Origin of the sequence: Lactiplantibacillus nangangensis (assembly GCF_005405065.1) — a bacterium.
GTDB classification, from domain to species: domain Bacteria; phylum Bacillota; class Bacilli; order Lactobacillales; family Lactobacillaceae; genus Lactiplantibacillus; species Lactiplantibacillus nangangensis.
Genome location: NZ_BJDI01000011.1, coordinates 102256 through 118136 on the forward strand (window position 1 = coordinate 102256; position 15881 = coordinate 118136).

Sequence of the window (15881 nt, forward strand, 5' to 3'; positions counted from 1 at the left end):
ACCTTCGTGGACAGGCCTTGGTTGTCATTGAATCCCTATTACTGTTACTGGTAGTAGGGATTTTCCTTACCACGCGGTACCTTCAAATGATGATTCCTGATGTAATTCTAATTGTATGTATCTTCGCGATTACAGTTGTTGGTACGTGCTCGGTCACATTTTGGTCGATGCGTAACCATATTAGTAAAGGTTGGAGATTTGCACTACGCCATTACAAGTTGTGTTTGTCGGTTCGCCGTGCTTTGCTTGATGCCGCTTATTATGTACCGCGGCAGTTCTTCGGAACTGCCGTGGCCCAGTTGCCTAAAATTAAGCTCACTTTCACAGATAATTATCAGCGTGGAATGCTGTTGGTCGAGAATCGTGTGAAGTATGCCCAACGTTTGGACACTGCCCAGTTATCCAGTGCATTAAGGCGATATGTGGTTGAACGCTCGTATCTTAGTGATGATGAGAATTACTACTGTTTTGAATTGTTTGATAGTCGTCTTGAACGACGATTAGAGTTCCGTTCTCTTGATGAATTGCTAAGTTACAATGCACAAGTTGGTGATTTGGAGTTGTTCATTGATAAGTTCACTGTGATTCCGTTACACCACACGCTAATTGTTGGGCAGACGGGTTCTGGTAAGACATACGGTGTGTATTCTTTCCTGTTGCAGATGCTTATCAAGCCGGTGCAATATCAACTATATCTAGCCGATCCGAAAGGCTCCAGCCTTTCGATTCTCGGCGACATGATTGCGCCTGACTGTACCGCTGAAGATGTTGATGATATTGTAGCCCTCCTGCGTGAGTTCAATGATGTGATGGACAAGCGCAAGGCTGATTTGAAGGCTAAGCTGGCCACTAAGCTTGAGGCGTCATATTCGGACTTTGGATTTAACCCGTATGTTTTTATCTTTGATGAATACGCGTCATTCCAAAGTGTTGTGCAGGCTATGGATAAGAAGCACCGCGATGAGGTCAATAAGCTGATTTCGCAAATTGTGCTTCAAGGGCGCCAGTTGGGCTTCTTCCTGTTTATTGTCATGCAGAAGAGTGATAGTACGTCATTACCAACGATGATTCGCGATAACTTGCCACTGAAGATTGTTTTGGGTAATGCTGAACAGCAAACCTACGTCACTGCGTTTGGCACGGGCGTAGAAATTCCTAGCCGTGACTTTCGCAAGGGTGAAGGTGTGTACACATTCCCTGGAATTGCCAACACGCCTAAGTTGTGTGCGTTTAGTTACCTGAATTTTGACATTAACGCCGCTTTTCGTGCCAAGCGGGGGTTATGTAATAACCCCCGCTCCAGTAAAGGAGCCTAAAAATGGAGCCTACACTTTTACTCGGAATTGATGAGTTCACGATGGTGCTAACTGTTGAAAAGTCAAAGATTGATGATATTGGCAGTTGGCCGCTAATTGCCTTGGACACCATCAAGAAGTTTGTTGAGATGACCGACATTAAAGTGATATTCGGCAAACAAGCTCAATTGATTGGCAAAGTTCCGCAAGGTTACACGATAGGTTACCAGTTTGGCGACAATCCGTTTTACTTTGCCATTGCGTACCACCCCGACAATGTTCAGATGGGGATTGTGATTAAGTTTTCGGCCTATTCATGGTCGTACTACTGTCATGAATGGACGCTGGTACATCATTCACCGATGAACATCAAACAGTTCGCTTCACTGACTGTATCTGATGAATTTCATTCTCGGCTTAGTCGAATTGACTTTACCGCTGACTTTCAGAACGTAGATTTTACAGTTGATGACCTGTACCGTCACCTGACTGATGGTACATGGATTGTTCAAAACGCTGATGGCAAAAAGAACCCTTCTGGCTTGTCTGCGCATGAGGTCAACAAGATTGTCGAAACTTTCTATGTTGGTTCTAAAAAGGGCAATACACGGCTGTTCTTGCGAGTCTATGACAAGCGACGTGAACAGATAGAGCAACCTAGCTTTCGTTACGAAGAGGCGTTGTCGGTCGAAAGTTGGGTACGGTTAGAAGCAGTGTTCAAAGGTATATATGCCCACCAAATTACTGATAGCCTCCGTAATGAACTGGACGATGATGAGCCGTCATTGAAGGCATTTATTGCTAGCAAGCTACTTGAGAAATATCGGTTTGTTGATGCAGAGACGGAAGAATACGCCGATTTAACGAAAATGCTTATACGTGTTGTTGAAGATAATGAATTTAGCCGGTTACGCTTAGAAAGCCCACGAGACAGCGAGTTGATTCAATCAATCCAATATTTGATGTTCAATTCTGGCTTGTTTACCGCCATGTACAAATGCGATGCCTTGTGGGGACACAATTCTGGCATTGAGCTGCTGTTAAGAATGGCGGCTGTGTACCTGCGTGGACGTCATCCGCCTGATGATGCAATTAGGTGGGTGGCCATTCACCGTAAAGAGATGGAAAAACGCACGCTGGCAGAATTATTTGATGAAATTGATGCAAACCAAGAAGCTATGAAAAAAGAGACCATCACCACGCCTCCGACAGCAAATGGTGACAGTCCCGCTCCTGTGTAGATAATTAGTCTACCCGCATAGTATCTCATGCTTCTTGTACGATTGAAAGAAATGAGATGGTAATTGTGACCTCCACAATTTGTAAGCAAGACTTGATGGCGATTGGCTACAAAGAGCACACCGCGCGAAGTTTGATTTGCCAAGCCAAGGCCATTATGGTACAAAATGGGTATCCGTTTTATAACAACCGGCGTTTGGGACGTGTCCCAACAGAAGTTGTTGAGTCAATCATTGGCACGAAGCTTCAATTGAAAGCAGAGTGATTGATGATGACAAATAAAATGCAACAAACAACGAAGTACACCGGCGTTTTCAAGGACTTGAAGAGCGGTATGTACTTCTATCAGACAGAACTTGGAATTGACCGGATTACCGGTCGGCGTGTTAGAAAGAAGGCGCGTAAAGACTTGACCGGCCGCCCGTTTAAGACAGCGACAGCGGCAAATAAAGAATTGACACGAGTTAAGCGAGAGTATTACCAAGCTAACAGTTACGCCAACTATCAAATGACGTATCGTGAGTTTATGCAGAACATCTATATTCCTGCGTACAAAACGGAAGTCGAAGAAAGTACGTTTTCTGTTCGTAAAGGCGCTTTCAATCAGTTTTGCGCTCGTTTCGGGTCTAAGAAGTTGCGGGATATCAATATCGAGGATGTTCAGAATTACCGAACATACTTACTGACTGATGCAGATGAAGGTGGTGCTGGATTCTCACAGTCATACGCGAGTTTGGTGTTTGGTATGTTTCGTAAGACCTTGGACAGGGCGGTTACGCTGCAGTATCTAGAGTTCAATGTGTCAAAGCGGATTAAGGCGATTCCGAAGAGTAAGGCCATTGTGCCATACTGGACGGCTACCGAGTTCAAGAAGGTCATTAAGCAGATTTACATTGGCGACTTTCTGGAACATCTGTATTTCGTAATGCTGTGGGTCTACTTCATGACTGGTGTTCGAGTTAATGAGGGCATGGCCTTATGGTGGAGCGATATTGACTTGGACGAGAAACGTATGCGGGTGCACCACATGCTGTATCTGAAGTCACGGACGGATTGGACACGTAACGACTACACTAAGACTGCGGACGGCAAACGGACAATCGCTTTGGACGATACCACGGTGGATATACTCCGCAAGTGGCGGCAACGGCAAAAAACGGTAGGGCTAGGCAAAGACGATGACTTTGTATTTACCTATGATGGCTTGCCAATGATTAAGTCAACTCTGGGACGAGTTATTCAGCGTTATGCTAATGCCGCTGGTGTGAAGCCTATCCAAGGTAAAGGATTGCGTCATAGCCATGCATCGTACTTGATTAATGAGTTCAATGTGTCGGTTCTGGTACTGTCGAAACGGCTCGGGCATAGCAGTCCGGACATAACTTTGAGAAACTACTCACATATGTGGGTCGGCGCCGATACTGCTATTGTTGAGCAGATGGAAGGCAATATCAAAGTGGAGACTGCGGCAGTAAGTTCGGTCAAGTTTAACGGCAATCAATCAATCAAGAAATTGAGTGAAATTGGTGCCCCACCAAGCACACCACCGGAACAGTGTAAAGGTGCTTAAAACGTTGATATGTAGGTATTCTCACGTGAGTGCTAGCGCTTGAGTGGGAATAAAGCGACTAATTAATTTTAGTGCTGGAAGACCACTAACTTGTCATTAAGAAATTAATTCTCGCTAGTTATTCAATAACTAGCTTCAGGCGTGGTCTTCAGTTATGAAGATCACGTTTTATTTTGTAGAAAATACGGTAATGCAGGTTATCGATTGGATTCAACCAATTTTTGAAAAGATGAAACTTGACTTAGATATTTCTCTAAGTGATAGTGTAAAGTTGAAAGGAATGATATTGATGACATCTGAATTAGATAAACTAAAAGCCGGCGACTGGTATTGCTTTGCCGATGAGAAAGTAGCCGCCCGTAAAGCGCGCGCAGCCAAGCTTTGTCAGGAGTTTAACGCCATTCCAGCAACCGAACCCGAGCGGCAAACAAAAAAAATGCAAGAAATCCTAGGAAGTTACGGGGAACATTTATCGGTTCAAGCGAATTTTAATTGTGATTATGGCAAAAATATTCATGTTGGCCATGATTTTCTAAGTAATTATAATTTGACTATTCTCGATATGGCACCTGTCCAGATTGGCAATAATGTCATGATTGGCCCAAATTGCGGAATTTATACAGTCAACCATCCCATGATACCAAGTGGTCGGCGAAAATATTTAGCACGAGCTAAGCCGGTTGTCATAGGCAATGACGTTTGGTTTGGTGGTTCAGTCACAGTATTGCCAGGGGTCACGATTGGTAATAATGTGGTAATAGCTGCTGGCGCGGTGGTTACCAAAGATGTCTCTGATAATACTCTGGTTGCCGGTGTTCCAGCTAAACCAATCCGGAAACTTTCCCAAGATTAAACCAATTGATCAGCCATACTATAGTACCAACTGTAATGGTTAATTTGGCGGAATCAAAAAAGGGGTTCGCTACCGGTATGCCTGCATGCCAGCTAATAGAGAAGGAAAACAAATGCGAATTTTAAATGTAATTGACCATATCTTGGATAAGGACTCAGGCAATGTCGTTTTGTCGCAAAAAGAGATTGCTAAGGATAATCTGGAAATTACCAAGTATGTTGAAAAGGTCATTGATAAGTTTGAAAAAAGTGAATACGTGGAGTTGGAACTATCCCGGATTCCGATGCTCGAACAATTCTGGAATAATCGTGATGATTTTCAGAAACTGACGGAAAAGTTTGCGTTGGATTACTTTGACAGTATCAAGGTAAATGAAAAAATTCCGGGTGGCGATTTGTTATTTTTTAACGTTGAACTAGATGACTTAAGCCAAGTAATCGGGATTGCTAAGTTAGACTACACGCAACGCTATATTCATAATGTGGAGTATGACGAGGATGTTCTGGTTAACAATATCGTTCAAAATAACAGTATTTTGCCGTCTCCCAGTCAAGGCGTTAAAAACATGATCTTGATTGATGCGGATAAAGTCCAACTCCGTGAGCAATCATACACTGGTGCTAGTGGTAAGTGGCTGATGTCTAAGGACTTTCTTAAAGTTGCGGCGGTACCTGTCAAAGTTTCGAATAACGTTAAACAAATTAAGAAATCGATTCAAAAAATTTCTGAAAAGTATGATGATGACGATGACTTCGCCGTTACGTCTAAGACACAACAGGCGATTCATGATAGTCTGGAAACGGATGGCGTCATTGATAATGACTATATTGCCGATATGGTCTTTGATAAGAAGGAAGAAGCTAAGGCAGAATTTAAAGATGAATTAGCCAAAAAGGCCATTGAACCAGTTGTTAGCGTTCCAAATGCCAACTATTTTGAAAAGAAGTACGAGCGCCAAAAAATCAAACTGGATAATGGTATTGAAATTAATGTTCCGATTAGCTTGTTGAAAAATCGGGATGCGATTGAATTTGAGACAAATCCGGACGGAAGTACTTCGGTCGTGATTAAAAATATTGGTAGTTTGAAGAGCAACTTTTAGGTGCGAGAAATTTTAGAATTTTAGAATGTGAAAAAACTACAACTTCCGATAAATGAGGTACTGGAAATGACTAGTGAGTTATGGGTGAAAAAGTGGTTAGAGTATTGTGAATTGAAAAAAATTATGCCATGGGAGTTTGACTTCAAACAATGCTATGTTGAAAAATGTATTGGTAAAGAAAGTAGTTTACGACTAGAACTCGCGTATAAAGCATATTTACTTTCAGAAATAAACGTAAAATTTAACGTTACAAAGAAGAGCGGCCATAACGCTGATTGTGATAAAGAGGCAGACAATATATACGATGTATTAGGTTGGTATTCATACCGCAATGGAGGAGTTGCTGAGAATCGTGGTGATGCAATGAATTCTTTTAAAATAACATTTACTCAACTGCTTTCCGTGAGTGGCCCATTTAAAGAAAAAAATAAGGAAACGTGGATAAATAATTTTAATGAGATTCCTAAGCTCGATATGGCGTTGAAGGAGTGGGTAAAAAAAGATAAAGTAAATAATGTAGATAAGTTTTATTTTAATAAAGAAAATCAATTACGCCTTAATGGTAGGTTAACCAGCATTAACTTGTTAAATGAAATAAACAAGTTTGCACAATTAACCCATTCAATTGGTAATTTTATCGTTATGCCGATGTGGATTAATCAGGGCAGAGCAATGGATAATAACATAAAGGATTATTGGGATTTGACTATGTTAAACCTTCAGTACTTTTTAAAAAAATTTGGAGATGAGGATACTTGGGTGAAATACGTTGATAGTTATTGTTTGTTACCGTTTGTTGATGAACAATATAATGTTTGTGAATTATGGGATAACCATTTTAACCATTCCGCTTATCCCAAAAGTATAGAGGAATTTGAGCAGTTCTATCATAATGTCAATCTTCTTGTAGAAGAACGAGGAAAATGTATTACTAAAAAACTTTGTGACAATTTGAAATTAACAAATTTATCTTTTTATGATTCTTTACAAGATAACATGTCAACCAGACGAAACTTTCATGATATTGTGAAATGATTTTTTAGATTGTGCTTGGAATTTATTGCAATCGCAAAAAAGAGTTGATAAATTTCATTTTCAAGTGAACTGGCGGCTTGATCTCACAATTTTTGAAAATAAAGATGGATTTTCGAAGTGTTGATGTTGCATTAACAGGTGTTAAGTAATAAACACAATAAAGTTATACTTCAAGTCTTAATTGGCCATAATAGTTGTATGAATATGAAGAGGGGGCATTACAACTTGGACAAAAATAAATCGGTTGAACCACAAGTCGACGTACAACCAATTGTAGATGTGGTTCCTTACAACATAAATTATGAACATGCACTTGAACAAAATAATTCGAATAATGAACTTATCTTTGAGTATCCAACAGTTTATGTGATTGCAGACAAGCAGTCAAAGAAACGAAAGGATTCCGTACCAGACTTTACAGTCTACGTAGGTGAAACCAGTAACATTGGTCAACGTACGCGACAACATCTTGAAGGCGACACTAAGATTAGGGAAGACTGGAAAAAGTTAAGGGATAGTCCAAATGCTGAAATGATGGTAGTTGGTGATCAATATTTTAATAAGTCGCTGACACTTGATATTGAGAATCGTCTGATGATGTACTTACTAAGTGTTGATCATATTAGACATTTGAATAATCGGCGAACAAACCCACAACGCAAATATTTTATGTCTGGTCAATTTGATAAAATATTTGCTGGTGTCTGGGACGCTTTGAGACAGAAGAAACCAGAACTTTTCCCGATTAAAAAGGATATCGAAAATTCTGCAATCTATAAGGCATCACCTTTTCATTCACTTAATGAAAAGCAGCTTGACGGGAAACAACAAATACTTAATCGTGTTGCCCACGTTCTTGGAAATGCTAAAAAGGTCGACAATAAAGATGCTGCAGTTATTTTTATTGCTGGTCAAGCTGGTACTGGAAAAACAGTGCTGCTAAGTAATGTTTTTAATGATTTAGTTAACAGCAAAATGACTGGTGAGAATGCAGTTAACTTGTTGGTTAATCACGATCAGCAGCTAATCGTTTATAAACAAATTGCTCATAAGTTGGGCTTGGATAAAGATAATGAAGACGTTGTGTGCAAACCCACCCACTTTATTAATGAACACCAGAAGCCAGGCGCAAAAAAAGCAGATGTGATCTTGGTAGATGAAGCTCATTTATTGTGGACTCAAGGGAAACAGTCTTATCGTGGTGATAACCAGTTAAAAGACTTATTGAAGTTGGCTAAGGTGGTTATCATCGTGTTCGATAAATATCAGATTCTGACAACTAAAGAGTATTTGGACGATGCGGCGATTGCTGAGTTAGAAGCCAAGGCTTCACGGACAGGTAATACCATTACCTTGAAAGACCAGGAACGGATGGCTGCTAATCCCGAGACAATCGAGTGGTTACATAATTTTGCAATCAATCAAAAGATTGGGGTAATGCCATCTGATAGCCGTTATGAGTTAAAAGTCGGACGTACACCGAAAGCCGTTTATCAAAAAATCAAAGCACTAGATCAAAATAGAGGTAATGCACCAGCTAGTCTGGCTCGAATGCTCGCAACGTTTGATTGGCCATATGTAGAAGCTAAGCGACCTACTGAAGGTGGTCTGTGGAACGTACAAGTTGGTGATTGGCAGATGCCATGGAATTTACAATTAAAGGTTTCACGCAAGCAGAAAAAGAAGAATGATAGTTTAGCTTGGGCAGAACGACCACAAACAATTGGTGAAGTTGGGTCAACGTTTACGATTCAAGGATTTGACTTGAATTATGCCGGATTGATCATTGGGCCATCGGTGACATATCGTGATGGTAAAATCGTATTTAATCCAGAGGCAAGTAGTAATAAACAAGCTAAAAATAAGCGAACTTGGCATGGCAAGAAAATTGATGTGACTCGTGAGTTGTTGAGAAATGAACTTAATGTTTTGCTGACTCGTGGGGTTCATGGTTTATACATTTATGCGGTTGATGACCAACTACAGCAGGCACTGCTCACTGCAGCGGGTTCTACTCACATACTGGAGGAAAATGATGGATTATAAAGATGTGGAACAGGGCTTGATTGATTTCCGTGATAAAAAAGGTTGGGAAAAATATCATAATTTAAAAGATCTAGCAATTTCATTGAATTTAGAGGCTAGTGAAGTACTTGAGATATTTCAATGGGAGCCTAGCAATCATGAGCTAACCGCTGGTGAACGTGATCATTTGGAAGAAGAGTTAGCAGATACCTTAATTTATACGTTTTATATGTGTAATAGGTTGGGTATAAATCCATTGGATATTGTTGCTAAAAAGATGAAATTCAACCAGAAACGGCATTGGGATAAAACTGAATAAGTAGTAGTCGATTTAAGCCTGTATTCTCTTTAAGATTGAGCAATTATGTGGGCGTAGAAAGTCTAGGGGGAAAAATGAGAATTTGGACGATTCAGTCACAAGAGGTATATGATCAGTTGAGACTAGACGGTGTTGTTCACGCAGATTTTTGTCTTTCACCATATGGTAAGTGGGAAGAGTTTGGACGTTCCTATGGGTGGATGATTGAACAAATGAAAAGCCACATTGGTTTACCACCAACTGGGGTAACGTACCCGTATTGGGCTTGGCACACATTGGGGTGGAAACATAAACGTCCTGATTTACGTCGGATAGAGTTTCGTAATTGTTCTGATCCAACAGTTTGCATTGAGCTTGAGTTACCTGAGTCACAAGTGTTGCTTAGTGATGATGAAAAATGGCATTACGTTTTAAATGATTGGTATCTTGGAGATGCAACTAGCACAGCCGAATTTGAGGCCGAGGACAAGTGGTTGGAGTCGTTATCTGAGAAAGAGTTACGCACGCAGAAGCTTAAATCATGGAATAAGGTGTTCAATGTGGATCCGGTACATGATGAATGGCAGGGACAGGGCAGAGACGTACAGGCGACGTTTTGGGAGTTACGGCTGTCAGATGTTATTGCAGTGCGTCATTTTCAGTGGTCTTCGTTGAAAAAATAATAGTTATCAGAAGTTGTCACACTAGACTTAGTGACAAGCACAAAAACAGATTATAGATAATAAAGTTTTACACAATGCACAATTCCATATTGACATTACCATCAAAAATGAGTACCTTATAATACAAGAAGATGAAGGTCATATTGGCCTTTATTTTTTAAATCAATAAAAGTAGAAAGTACTTTTATTACAATTTGGGGGATTTTTGATGCAATTATTGAAGAAGTACCGGTTGTTAGCAATCATTGGGACAGCTTGGTTATTTGACGCGATGGATGTCGCAATGTTGTCTTTTATCATGCCGCTGATTAAAACAGAATGGCATTTAGCACCGGCACAACTGGGATTAGTTGGTGCCACGACTTCGATGGGGATGGTCGTGGGAGCAATGATCTGTGGGGCAATGGCGGACCGGATTGGCCGTAAACATGTGTTGATCTTGACGTTAGCGTTATTTTCAATTGGTAATTTATTATTAACGATTACGCCAAACATCACCGCATTTATTGTGGTTCGTTTTATCACTGGGATTGGTCTTGGGGGCGAACTTCCAGTGGCGGCGACCTTAGTTGCGGATAGTTACCAAGGGACGCAACGGTCAAAAATGTTAGTGTTGGCAGATAGTTTTTGGGCAATTGGCTGGATCGTAGCGTCATTGTTAGCTTTCTGGGTCATGCCATTCATTGGCTGGCGTATGACGGTCTTAATTACGGTGGCAACGATTCTATACACGCTGTTATTACGGCGTCATTTACCTGACACACCGATTGAACCACAAACGCGACCATCGTATAAAGTTTTATGGCGGACACCAGTATTTCGGCAAAAGACGTTGTTATTGGGAAGTCTTTGGTTTATCGTCATGTTGACTTATTACGGGATGTTTTTATGGTTGCCAAGTCTCTTAGTGATGCGCGGTTTCTCAATCGTGCATAGCTTTAGCTACACCTTGTTGATGAGCTTAGCGCAATTACCTGGTTATTATTTAGCTGCCTACTTGATGGGTAAAATCAGTCGTAAATCAGTCTTAACGATTTATTTGAGCGGAACGATTGTGAGTGCGTTGGCATTTAGTTTAGCTAGCAGCAACTTTGCAGTCCTAATGAGTGGCGCTTGGTTGTCATTCTTTGACTTAGGTGCTTGGGGAACGTTAATTGCCTTGACACCAAGTCAATTCCCACAAGCCATCCGTGGTACAGGGATGGGTGCTGCGCAGTCGATTGGCCGAATTGGTGCCATGATTGGCCCATACGTGGTCGGACTCTTATTACAAATGAAGACACCTTTAACTGGAATCTTTGGGATTTTTGTTGTCCTACTATTATTAGGAATCGCAATCTTAACCTTTGGAATTCAAGATGTCGATGCACAGCGTAAAGAGGGTGTTAGTGGTGAAGCTCACTCCTAGACAAATTGAATCGGCAATCAAAAATTTCTTGGCTGAAGATATCGGCCGTGGTGATTTGAGCACGTTGACGTTGCCTAATCAGCGTGTCACTGGCGATATTGTGGCACGACAAGCCGGGGTGATTGCTGGACAAGTGATTCCATCAGTTGTGTTGCGAGCGTTAAGCGAAGATAGTCAGTACGAACAACTGGTTGCTGATGGTGCGCAAGTTGAAGCTGGAACAATTATTGGTCGGATCACGGCACCAATTGCTGAGTTATTGGCGGGTGAACGGGTGCTGCTTAATTTGATGCAACGTATGAGTGGGATTGCGACCACGACGCATGTTGCGATTGAGACTTTGAGCGATGCTAGTATTGCCATTTTAGATACGCGCAAAACATTGCCTGGCTTACGTCAATTTGATAAAGCGGCCGTTGTCATTGGTGGTGGTCAGAATCACCGATTTGGTTTAGATGATGCGGTGATGATTAAAGATAATCATTGGGCATTGATCAACGACTTAGCAACCACTGTTCGTCAATTGCGTGATTTGATTGGCCCTACTAAAATTATTGAGGTCGAAGTTGAGACCGAGAAACAGTTACAGGCCGCAGTAGCTAGTCACGTGGATATGATTATGATTGATAATCAAACGCCGGCGACGGTTAAAGCATGGCGTCAATTGATTCCAGCACCAATTAAAGTGGAAGTCTCGGGTGGCATTACGCCGGTGACATTAGCACAATATGCACATACTGGTGTTGATTACATCTCGCTGGGCTATTTAACCCATAGTGTAACTGCCTTAGATTTGGCGATAGAAATTGAAGCAGAATAACAAATTGAGATTACAAAAGATACAGAAAGCCACGCCCATAAAACAGGCGTGGCTTTTCATATCTTAGGCCGAAGCATTCAGCTGATCAGCTTGAGCTAGCATGTGATAGGTTGCCTCAAATACGGGGCAAACATCATTCGGAATCGCATAATTGTGAGTTGTCCGGCGTAGTTCATCAAAGTTGGCGTCTAGCCGATGATTGGCTTTGGCATCTGCCCGCAATTTAACGTATTGATCACGTACGGCGAAAACTTCAGGATGATTTTGACCATGTGCGTTGGTGATGGCGTGTGTATAAAAATCTAATTTGTCGTAATGAGTGTCTAAATAGGCTTTAACTGTTGTCATGTGGCCCACCTCTTCTTATTTGATGACTTAAGTATAAAGGGGAGTGCCACTTAATAACTTGATGGCGGTCAAGATACGTTGTGATGACGTAAATATTGAGATGAACGGTTACAACTATTATTAATACTGTGGTTTTTATGAAGTTTAGGGAAACAATTCAATGTCTAAGTTAGAAAGTTACGATGGAAAATACGATTATGTCTCAGCATTAATTGGTTGTGGCTCTCAAACATTCTGCAGTAAGAGACTATATGAGATAGTATTGAAGGTTAACTGCATTAGCCGAATGGTACATTCTTCAACAATAGGGCGCATTTCAAAGTGATTTTGTCTGATAGCTACATTTGAAGTGCAATTTATTTCAACTACTTTCCTGCTAGATCTTCCAATTTGAAAAAAGATCAATTATACTCATGATAACCAAAAGGAAAGTAGGTTAAGTCAGTGGGAAAAGTGATTCGGCACCAAAAAGGTTTTATACATAGTGAGCCCGCAACAAATTTGAAGCAAACAGAAATTAAGACGCCTGTGCACCGAGAAAATGCATGGTTATCATCGAAATTTGTAAGTGATAAGGTCTATTCAAATCAAGACATTACACGGGTATTTCTGACGTCTCCACAGGGTGGAATGAGGCGTTCAAAGCGTACCAATTCACTAGTTTTAATTGCAAAAGTTAGTACTAATGCTGGTGATAATCCATATGAAGACCGTTGGCAAAGCGATGGCTATTTTCATTATACTGGAATGGGGCGTATTGGTGATCAGAGCCTAGAATATATGCAGAATCGAACTCTGGCAGAATCAGAAACTAATCACGTTAACATCTATTTATTTGAGTCTAGTCATGCTAATGAATATCGTTATTGCGGCGAAGTAAGACTGGCGGCAGCGCCATATGCTATCCAGGAAACCGATGCAACTGGTAAATTGCGTCGAGTTTATAAATTTCCATTGGCTATCAAGCAGTAATAATTGTACGGTTGGCTTTGAGAAACGAAGCAAATTATGATTCTGAGTCACAGGTGCCACTAATAATCATGTATAAAAAAGGAGTAATTCAGTAGGCAAAACTGAATTACTCCTTTTTTATAAATCGTCTCGATGCAACAACGTAATCTCTTCGCCTTGCTCACGTCGCAAATCGATATTTTCTTCACCCCAGACACATAGATCATGGAGGATACCAGACAAACTATGTCCATACTCTGTTAACCGATAGTCAACGCGAGGTGGCACTTCTTGGTAAACGTGGCGGTCAACAATGTTGGCAGCTTCCAGCTCGCGCAACTGTTGAACTAACATTTTTTGTGAAATTTGTGGAATGGCACGTTCCAGTTCACTGGTCCGCATGGGCTTCAAGCGTAAATGGCATAGAATAATTGATTTCCATTTGCCACCAATGACTTCCATTGTCGCTTCAACACCGATTTGATAAGTTTTTTCAGGCATAAAAATGGCCTCCTTATTGATACTTACTTTTTGGTTGGTATCCCACTTTAAAGTCGGTACTTGTTCTTAAGTTACTTGCTAGTATAATCATTATTTATCACGTTAGCAAGTACAGGAGGAATTTTAAAATGAGTAAAAAAGTTAATCCAACATGGACCTTACTAGCACTCGCCATCAGCGCGTTTGCGATTGGTTCGACGGAATTTATCAGCGTTGGCTTGATGCCGATGTTAGTCAGCAGTTTCCACATCAATTTAGCTCAAGCGGGGTTGACGGTTTCGGTCTATGCGCTTGGCATCATGGTTGGCGCGCCGGTCATGACGTTGTTGACTGGCCGTTTGAATCGACATCGGCTGATGATGTTGATCATGGGACTATTTATTGTGGGTAATTTATTAGCCGCGTTAGCGCCAACGTTCAAAGTCTTATTACTTGGGCGCATCGTTGCGGCCTTAGCGCACGGGATTTTCATGACGGTCGCATCGGTCATTGCGGCGGATGTGGTTGCACCAGAAAAGCGGGCATCCGCGATTGCGGTGATGTTCACCGGGTTAACGGTCGCAACGGTGACTGGGGTACCGTTGGGCACGATGATCGGTCAGCTCGGTGGCTGGCGTTGGTCGTTTATCTTTATTAGTGGCATCGGCGTTTTAGGCTTGTTGGCCGATTATTGGTTGATCCCACGTAACTTACCATTACCTGTCAAAGCAACCGCGCGTGGTATTCTGCGGGTGCTTACAAATCCACAATTATTGTTGGCATTGTTAGTCACGGCTTTAGGTTACGGTGGGACTTTTGTGGCCTACACGTATTTGTCACCATTATTGGAACAATCGATGGGGTGGTCAGCTAGTGCCGTCGTTGTCATTTTAGTCGTTTACGGCTTGATGGTGGCCTTAGGAAATACTTTGGGCGGCCGTTGGGCAAATAAGCGACCACTAGTGGCACTATTTAAAATGTTTGTCGGGTTATTAATCACGTTGTTAGTGTTAGCGTTCACGGCGCACAGTCATTGGCTTGGACTATTCACCGTTTTGGCGATGGGAATCTTTGCATTCATGAATGTACCGGGGTTACAACTCTACATTGTTCAGTTAGCCGAAGTGCATACGCCACAAGATATCACCATGGCATCGGCGTTGAATATTTCAGCGTTTAACGTTGGAATTGCGTTGGGGTCTGGTATCGGTGGTCAAGTGACGACGCAATTTGGACTAGCCTGGACACCGGTATTTGGAGCCTTGATGGTTGCCGTCAGCTTGGTATTGTTGGCTGGATTGATCTGGTTGGCACGACCGGTTGATGAGGAAACACCTGAGGATTGCGAAGATTAGGCTTCAGAGCATTTTTGTATAGTTGATTTTTTGAAACATATAATTGTATCTTAACGGAAAACTATGATAAAATTTACACACTTAACACGAGAGTTGAGCAGTACAACTCACGTACTTTGTACACAGTGTTGAACGGGCTAGTAACACATCTTTGTCAAGATGTCAACCTCCCAGTGAAGAATTTCTTTAACAGCGATTTCAATCGCCTGCGAGAACATGCCTGCGCTAATGTAGGCAATGATGATTATTGCCGGAATCACGAGTCTTCTGAAGATGAATGTCCACGCATAATAATTGTTAATCTTATTGTAACTTTACGTAGAGCTATATAACTCTACCGGTCAGCGATGCTTGTCTTGCTAGGACATTCACTGAATAACCGGAGCGCCAACTGCATATGGTAGCATTTAGACGTCACT

General features: G+C 41.5%; 16 protein-coding genes. 14 read left to right on the forward strand and 2 right to left on the reverse strand.

Annotation, left to right across the window (positions count from 1 at the left end):
- The first annotated feature begins 86 nt into the window (after positions 1 to 86).
- The 12 genes from FFM70_RS10320 to nadC all read left to right on the forward strand — a co-directional run bounded on the left by FFM70_RS10320 (position 87) and on the right by nadC (position 12328).
- A complete protein-coding gene (locus tag FFM70_RS10320) occupies positions 87 to 1316 on the forward strand; it encodes an FtsK/SpoIIIE domain-containing protein (protein ID WP_082611528.1) in 1230 nt (409 codons plus the stop codon).
- Between the two features lie 2 nt (positions 1317 to 1318).
- Positions 1319 to 2536, forward strand: a complete 1218-nt coding sequence (locus FFM70_RS10325; protein WP_056945773.1) for a replication initiation factor domain-containing protein — start codon at positions 1319 to 1321, stop codon at positions 2534 to 2536.
- Between the two features lie 56 nt (positions 2537 to 2592).
- Positions 2593 to 2799 (forward strand): DUF3173 domain-containing protein, encoded by a 207-nt coding sequence (locus FFM70_RS10330; protein WP_201779031.1) that lies wholly within the window; start codon positions 2593 to 2595, stop codon positions 2797 to 2799.
- Positions 2800 to 2805: 6 nt separating this feature from the next.
- Positions 2806 to 4104, forward strand: coding sequence for a tyrosine-type recombinase/integrase (locus FFM70_RS10335; protein WP_056945779.1), 1299 nt, complete (start codon positions 2806 to 2808; stop codon positions 4102 to 4104).
- 289 nt (positions 4105 to 4393) lie between these two features.
- Positions 4394 to 4957, forward strand: a complete 564-nt coding sequence (locus tag FFM70_RS10340) for a sugar O-acetyltransferase (protein WP_137616804.1) — start codon at positions 4394 to 4396, stop codon at positions 4955 to 4957.
- Between the two features lie 112 nt (positions 4958 to 5069).
- Positions 5070 to 6059 carry a nucleoid-associated protein gene (locus tag FFM70_RS10345; protein ID WP_171002353.1) on the forward strand — a complete coding sequence of 330 codons (990 nt, stop codon included), beginning with the start codon at positions 5070 to 5072 and terminating at the stop codon, positions 6057 to 6059.
- 66 nt (positions 6060 to 6125) lie between these two features.
- Positions 6126 to 7094 (forward strand): hypothetical protein, encoded by a 969-nt coding sequence (locus tag FFM70_RS10350; protein ID WP_137616776.1) that lies wholly within the window; start codon positions 6126 to 6128, stop codon positions 7092 to 7094.
- A 225-nt stretch (positions 7095 to 7319) separates the two neighbouring features.
- The gene (locus FFM70_RS10355; RefSeq protein ID WP_223877476.1) at positions 7320 to 9140 is read left to right on the forward strand and encodes a DUF2075 domain-containing protein; all 1821 of its coding nucleotides are present in this window, start codon (positions 7320 to 7322) and stop codon (positions 9138 to 9140) included.
- The gene (locus tag FFM70_RS10360; RefSeq protein ID WP_137616778.1) at positions 9130 to 9438 is read left to right on the forward strand and encodes a nucleotide pyrophosphohydrolase; all 309 of its coding nucleotides are present in this window, start codon (positions 9130 to 9132) and stop codon (positions 9436 to 9438) included. Before FFM70_RS10355 ends, FFM70_RS10360 begins: the two co-directional genes overlap by 11 nt.
- A 74-nt stretch (positions 9439 to 9512) precedes the next feature.
- Entirely contained in the window at positions 9513 to 10100 is a 588-nt protein-coding gene (locus FFM70_RS10365) for a DUF3841 domain-containing protein (RefSeq protein WP_137616779.1), read from the forward strand.
- Positions 10101 to 10308: 208 nt separating this feature from the next.
- Positions 10309 to 11508, forward strand: coding sequence for an MFS transporter (locus tag FFM70_RS10370; RefSeq protein ID WP_137616780.1), 1200 nt, complete (start codon positions 10309 to 10311; stop codon positions 11506 to 11508).
- Complete coding sequence (nadC, locus tag FFM70_RS10375) at positions 11489 to 12328, forward strand: carboxylating nicotinate-nucleotide diphosphorylase (RefSeq protein ID WP_223877477.1); 840 nt, start codon at positions 11489 to 11491, stop codon at positions 12326 to 12328. The genes FFM70_RS10370 and nadC overlap by 20 nt, the downstream gene beginning before the upstream one ends.
- A gap of 63 nt (positions 12329 to 12391) precedes the next feature.
- Here nadC and FFM70_RS10380 read toward each other — a convergent pair whose 3' ends face one another.
- On the reverse strand, positions 12392 to 12676 hold the full coding sequence (locus tag FFM70_RS10380) for an iron-sulfur cluster repair di-iron protein, ric (protein ID WP_137616782.1): 285 nt from the start codon (positions 12674 to 12676) through the stop codon (positions 12392 to 12394).
- A 444-nt stretch (positions 12677 to 13120) separates the two neighbouring features.
- On the opposite strand from FFM70_RS10380, the gene FFM70_RS10385 reads away from it, so the two are divergent.
- Positions 13121 to 13648 (forward strand): SRA domain-containing endonuclease, encoded by a 528-nt coding sequence (locus FFM70_RS10385; RefSeq protein ID WP_223877478.1) that lies wholly within the window; start codon positions 13121 to 13123, stop codon positions 13646 to 13648.
- A gap of 117 nt (positions 13649 to 13765) precedes the next feature.
- Here the strand turns inward: FFM70_RS10385 and FFM70_RS10390 are convergent, their stop codons facing one another.
- Positions 13766 to 14128, reverse strand: a complete 363-nt coding sequence (locus FFM70_RS10390) for a winged helix-turn-helix transcriptional regulator (RefSeq protein ID WP_137616783.1) — start codon at positions 14126 to 14128, stop codon at positions 13766 to 13768.
- Between the two features lie 92 nt (positions 14129 to 14220).
- On the opposite strand from FFM70_RS10390, the gene FFM70_RS10395 reads away from it, so the two are divergent.
- Positions 14221 to 15462, forward strand: coding sequence for an MFS transporter (locus tag FFM70_RS10395; protein WP_223877480.1), 1242 nt, complete (start codon positions 14221 to 14223; stop codon positions 15460 to 15462).
- Positions 15463 to 15881: the final 419 nt, after the last annotated feature.

Excerpts from the sequence above, each read along its gene's own strand:
- FFM70_RS10320 (WP_082611528.1), top strand. The coding sequence starts at position 87 with ATGATGATTCCTGATGTAATTCTAATTGTATGTATCTTCGCGATTACA.
- FFM70_RS10325 (WP_056945773.1), top strand. The coding sequence starts at position 1,319 with ATGGAGCCTACACTTTTACTCGGAATTGATGAGTTCACGATGGTGCTA.
- FFM70_RS10330 (WP_201779031.1), top strand. The coding sequence starts at position 2,593 with ATGGTAATTGTGACCTCCACAATTTGTAAGCAAGACTTGATGGCGATT.
- FFM70_RS10335 (WP_056945779.1), top strand. The coding sequence starts at position 2,806 with ATGACAAATAAAATGCAACAAACAACGAAGTACACCGGCGTTTTCAAG.
- FFM70_RS10340 (WP_137616804.1), top strand. The coding sequence starts at position 4,394 with ATGACATCTGAATTAGATAAACTAAAAGCCGGCGACTGGTATTGCTTT.
- FFM70_RS10345 (WP_171002353.1), top strand. The coding sequence starts at position 5,070 with ATGCGAATTTTAAATGTAATTGACCATATCTTGGATAAGGACTCAGGC.
- FFM70_RS10350 (WP_137616776.1), top strand. The coding sequence starts at position 6,126 with ATGACTAGTGAGTTATGGGTGAAAAAGTGGTTAGAGTATTGTGAATTG.
- FFM70_RS10360 (WP_137616778.1), top strand. The coding sequence starts at position 9,130 with ATGGATTATAAAGATGTGGAACAGGGCTTGATTGATTTCCGTGATAAA.
- FFM70_RS10365 (WP_137616779.1), top strand. The coding sequence starts at position 9,513 with ATGAGAATTTGGACGATTCAGTCACAAGAGGTATATGATCAGTTGAGA.
- FFM70_RS10370 (WP_137616780.1), top strand. The coding sequence starts at position 10,309 with ATGCAATTATTGAAGAAGTACCGGTTGTTAGCAATCATTGGGACAGCT.
- FFM70_RS10380 (WP_137616782.1), bottom strand. The coding sequence starts at position 12,676 with ATGACAACAGTTAAAGCCTATTTAGACACTCATTACGACAAATTAGAT.
- FFM70_RS10390 (WP_137616783.1), bottom strand. The coding sequence starts at position 14,128 with ATGCCTGAAAAAACTTATCAAATCGGTGTTGAAGCGACAATGGAAGTC.